We start from the raw sequence: 4,867 nt of genomic DNA, 5'->3' as shown, positions 1-4,867 counted from the left end.
CGCTTCAAAATCAAAACCCATTTTAGTCAATATTTCACGGCTAAACGCAATTTGTTTATCCTTGGCAAATGAACGTTCCAGCAAATTAGACTTAGGCTGATGTGGCGCAGCTTGCGTTTGTTTAAGTAAAGCAATCACTGCTTCACGAACCTCTGCAAAAACCTCGTCAAGGATGGCTACGGTCATTCCTGGTTCGAATTGATCTAGTAGTGTATCATAGGCGGTTGCTTTTTTGCCCCAATAACCAATGAATTTTTTCTTGTACGCAATAATTTCTTCTAGATGTGGTTGGAAAATCTTATAATCTGACTGGTCGCGTGCTTCTGACCAAGCAGCTTCTGCTTTTGATTGCAAAACAGCATATGCTGCATATTCATCAGCAGGGATCGCTTCAAATAACGCGGCCTTTTTAGACATCTCAATTACTAGCGCTTGAACTAATGGCTCTACTTCATCTCGCACTGTCTTTAAAAACGTTAGGTTTTTCATAAATTCAGGAGCAGTAGATAAACGAAAAATCTCTGCTGATAAAAGACCAACAACTTCAGAACGCTGTTGCGTTCCTTTGGGAGGAATCCCTGTACGCATATCCCAATAGACAAGCGCTAAAGCTTCTTCATATGATTTAATGGTCTGACATTGTTTAGTGAAATTGATACTTACCGTTTTTATTTCCGTCATCCTACTCACTCCTTGAAATTATATTTTATGCATCTCTTTGTGGACGTTTAGGGCGTGGGCCCCAGAATTGATAATAGTCAGTACGTAAGAAACCATTATACAATTTACGTTTTTTGGTTGCGCGTTTACCAAAAGCAATTTCAAAATCTTCATACGATGTTAATACATAGAAAGACCAATTAGTTAATTGTTTAAACGACGCTCCCATATCACGGTATATTTCAATGATGCCTGGTTCATCTGACAAACGTTCACCATAAGGCGGGTTGGTTGCAATAACACCATAAGCTTCTGCATCGTCTGAAAAATCACGCACTTGCATTTGTTTGAAGTCGATAATATCTCCTAAACCGGCTTCAATTGCATTTTGTGTTGCGACCTTAATCATTTGATGATCAATATCGCGGCCTTTGATATTCAAGACCTGATCATAGTTTGCAGCTTCTTCTGCTTCAAGTCGAGCTTTTTCAAAGACAGATTTAGGCATCCAATCCCATGCTTCACAAGCAAATTCACGATTAAACCCTGGTGCGATGTTTTGTCCAATTAAAGCTGCTTCAATAGCTAATGTTCCTGATCCACAAAGCGGGTCAACGAATGGACGGTCTGGGTGCCAGTTAGTAAGCAATACTAACGCTGCTGCCATTGTTTCTTTCAACGGTGCGCCACCTTGCGCCACACGATACCCACGTTTATGCAAGCCAGCACCTGAAGTATCGAGCGTCAATGTTACTTCATCTTTTAAAATTGCCACTTCTAATTTAAAAAGCGAGCCCGTTTCAGTAAGACGTGATGAGCGATGATACACAGTACTCAAGCGATCAACAATTGCTTTTTTAGTAATTGCTTGGCAATCTGGGACACTATAAAGTGTTGATTTGACACTTTTACCCGCAACTGGAAAAGCGGCATCAAGCGGCAAATAATCTTCCCATGGTAATGCTTTTGTTTGTTCAAATAATTCATCAAATGTTGTTGCTTTAAACGTTCCAATAATAATCTTCACACGATCGGCTACACGTAACCATAAATTGGCTTTCGCGATTGTATGCTCATCCCCTGAAAAATAAACCTTCCCGTTCTCAACCTTATGTTCAATACCTAAATGACGCATTTCTTGCCCAACTACAGCTTCTAAACCCGATGCTGCTGTGGCAACTAACTGATATTTTTTCGACATGTATTTTCCCACTTTCTTCTCTTTTATCTCTATTTTAACCCGTCACAGATAAAAATCCACTTCGGTCTCAACACAATATAAAAGTCCTTCACATGGATACGCGAAGGACTATGTCCAAACTAGGTTCGGGCGTGATATTTGAATGCCAGTTACTACTGACGTTTTTGTTAATTAAAAACCTGATGTAGTATTCTATAAGCCATGTTTTGTACTCCTATACCGCCAGGTTTAACGGATACAAGAGCGATAACCATCTGTCTACGAACTATTCGCCTCTGTTCTACGTTGTTATTCCGTGAACAAAGTGCCCCTACCAAAATTTGGGTTGCTCGCTTGTGGGGTTTACCTCGTTCCACTCTCTTTGTTTCCAAAAAGACTACGTCACTGTGGCACTTTCAGAGCTAACACCATATCAAAGACTTAGGTGTGTCACTCGCCATCACCGCCTAAGCGGGCCTCGGCTTATTTTTTCACCGAGCACAAACACTACGGACATTTCAGTACCGTGCGAGCATGGACTTTCCTCTGAAACATTGCTATTCCAGCGATTACCCGAATACTACATCCTTAATTATAAAACTACTGTGCGAAATTGCAAGGTTTATTTGTATTAATCGTTCATTTTGCTGCCAAAAACATGACGTTCTAAATTAGACAATCGTTTTAAAATATCATAATTAGTTGTTCCTTGTTGTTCTGGAGCCTCAACAGTTTCTTTAACAACAGGAGTTTCAGTACTCAAGCGTTGTTCTAAACGAGATATAGAGGCTTTTAATTGTTTGATTTCATCATTATAAGTATTATAATCTTTGATGACCAAATCTAAAAATTGATCTACTTCTTCTGCAGAGTAACCGCGCATACCGGTTTTGAATTCTTTGTCTAAAATTTCTTGAGATGTTAAGTTGAATTTTTCTACTGGCATATCATAACCACCTTTATCATTTTATTAAACACATTTTATTAATATCGATATTTTTATATTTCTCTAAATTAACGTCTATATGCTTATCATAACTCTATTTTTCCAAAAATCAACGACGATGTCAATGTTTTGCCCTTAATTCAATCAATAAACCCATCACCTGACGCAATATCTTGTAGTTGAAAAAAATCAACTTGGTCAATAATATAATCGGTTGTTTCTGCATATTTTGCCATCAATTTCAAAATAAATTTTGGTCCACCTTCTTGTTCTTCATCATAAATGACTAAAGCACCATCCGTGTTTTTGATAAGAAAAACATCTTTATCACGAAATTGTTGTGGTGACTCATACGGTGAATGAGAGACACTATTCGTATAGTCTGCTGCATTAATCAGGGTTGAGTATGCTAATTTATTGGTTTCGTTCCATTTACTGTCTTGTTCAATGAAAGGTGCTATTATCGCCAATTGTAACTCCGGGTACTCTTTTTTCAGTTCAATGACCACTTGTCCAGCCCATAGTTCAATGCCCAGTTGTCCTGAAATAATGACCCACTCTAACCCTTCATCAATATACTGTTCAAGACGCTGTTGGATTACTTTTTTGATAATCGTTACACTAGGGTCGTTATCTTTAAATATACCCAATTCAAACGATTTATATCCTGTGATAGCCACTCGTTTCACAATAATTCACCACCAGTAAGTCCTTCTAAAAAGCGTTCTTGTGTATATGTCACCGCATAAATATGACGATTATACTGTGTTTCATTCACTTTAGGAGCAAAACAACTCACAGCTAATCTTTTTAAATTGTCACCCGCTGTAATGATCTGTGCGTCTGACATATACTTTACTGGTGTTTTTTGAATATAACCAACACCTTCTTTTTTATAAATTTCAGCTATTTCTGACATACGATTTACAAATGGTTCAATATCCGTTCTAAAATCGAACGTCTCGCCATTTTCTGCTCGTTTTTTGATAGCTTCAACCTCTTTTATACCATCTAAAACAGCTTGTATTTGTTTTTCTATCATTTTCATCAAAACCCCTTTATAACTTATCTCACTTTATTTTATAATAACTTTCTTCTATAATATCATTACTCGTCTTACAATGTAGTTATGCATGCTAAAATTATACGATTTATTCTAAATTTAGGGTTAAATCTCTCTTTTTTACTTTTTTTTTGGTACAATAGATGATATTGCTATTAAATTAAGATGGGGAGGTTTGTGTATGACAATCAATTATTCAAACGGGAAAAAATACACACCCTTAACTACTACCCCAAAAAAATTAACAAGCTTAAAAAAAATGAGCCATTCAAAGCGTGGGATGAGCTTAGAAGATGACCTTAACGACAGCAATCGTTATTATTTAGCTCACAACATAGCGGTAGTACATAAAAAACCTACTCCTATTAAAATTGTGAAAGTTAAATATCCTAGTCGTTCACAAGCATTGATTACGGAGGCCTATTTTTCACAAGCGTCTACTACGGACTACAACGGTGTCTTTAAAGGAAAGTATATTGATTTCGAAGCCAAAGAAACCACAAGTAGCACTGCTTTCCCACTGAAAAATATCCATGAGCATCAATTAAAACACATGCTTCAAGTCCATGAACAGTCCGGCATCGCCTTTGTTATTATCCGCTTCACAAACTTATCATCAACCTATCTATTAGATATCAAACAACTACATTACTATTGGCAGCGGATGCTTAACGATGGTCGGAAATCAATTGCACTTAAAGAAATAGAAGCAACTGGGCATCCAATTATTTTAGGCTACCACCCAAGAGTAGATTACATTCAAGTGATTAAAAACGTCTATCACTTGTAAACAGAGAGGAATTTTTTAAATGTCGGACCAAACACAAACACGGGTTCAAAAGAATCAAAGCAACAAAAAACAACCCGCTAAAAAGAAACAACAAAAACAAAATAAACAACAAAGCATTCTATGGAGAGCAATAAAATGGTTGGTCTTCACGATGTTAGCACTGATGATTGTAGGTATCACCGCTGGCCTCATTGTTTTCAAAACATATGCTGATACTGCACCAAAAAT

6 protein-coding genes, 1 other RNA gene and 1 pseudogene are annotated in these 4,867 nt (G+C 37.1%); 2 read left to right on the top strand and 6 right to left on the bottom strand.

Annotated elements, in window-relative coordinates; translation table 11 throughout:
- The 6 genes and pseudogenes from IKV95_RS05900 to IKV95_RS05875 form a co-directional block, all read right to left on the bottom strand.
- Positions 1-681: pseudogene (locus IKV95_RS05900) on the bottom strand (carboxypeptidase M32); the annotation flags it as partial.
- A gap of 25 nt (positions 682-706) precedes the next feature.
- The gene (locus IKV95_RS05895; protein WP_036027758.1) at positions 707-1,861 is read right to left on the bottom strand and encodes a THUMP domain-containing class I SAM-dependent RNA methyltransferase; all 1,155 of its coding nucleotides are present in this window, start codon (positions 1,859-1,861) and stop codon (positions 707-709) included.
- A 190-nt stretch (positions 1,862-2,051) separates the two neighbouring features.
- Positions 2,052-2,421: RNase P RNA component class B (rnpB, locus tag IKV95_RS05890), an RNA gene on the bottom strand.
- 50 nt (positions 2,422-2,471) lie between these two features.
- Positions 2,472-2,786: a cell division regulator GpsB gene (gpsB, locus tag IKV95_RS05885; RefSeq protein WP_029092603.1), complete on the bottom strand. Its 315-nt coding sequence runs from the start codon at positions 2,784-2,786 to the stop codon at positions 2,472-2,474.
- Positions 2,787-2,926: 140 nt separating this feature from the next.
- The gene (locus IKV95_RS05880; RefSeq protein WP_029092604.1) at positions 2,927-3,478 is read right to left on the bottom strand and encodes an SLOG family protein; all 552 of its coding nucleotides are present in this window, start codon (positions 3,476-3,478) and stop codon (positions 2,927-2,929) included.
- Entirely contained in the window at positions 3,472-3,828 is a 357-nt protein-coding gene (locus tag IKV95_RS05875; protein ID WP_069128898.1) for a DUF1798 family protein, read from the bottom strand. Before IKV95_RS05875 ends, IKV95_RS05880 begins: the two co-directional genes overlap by 7 nt.
- Positions 3,829-4,030: 202 nt before the next feature.
- On the opposite strand from IKV95_RS05875, the gene recU reads away from it, so the two are divergent.
- A complete protein-coding gene (gene recU / locus IKV95_RS05870; RefSeq protein WP_029092606.1) occupies positions 4,031-4,639 on the top strand; it encodes a Holliday junction resolvase RecU in 609 nt (202 codons plus the stop codon).
- 19 nt (positions 4,640-4,658) lie between these two features.
- Positions 4,659-4,867: hypothetical protein (locus tag IKV95_RS05865; RefSeq protein WP_287451501.1), on the top strand; the 209-nt coding region annotated here is incomplete at its 3' end.

Source organism: Brochothrix sp. (genome assembly GCF_017549435.1).
In the GTDB taxonomy this organism is placed as follows: domain Bacteria; phylum Bacillota; class Bacilli; order Lactobacillales; family Listeriaceae; genus Brochothrix; species Brochothrix thermosphacta.
Note: the sequence above shows the minus strand (reverse complement) of the source record. Positions and strands in the feature narration are given on the sequence as shown.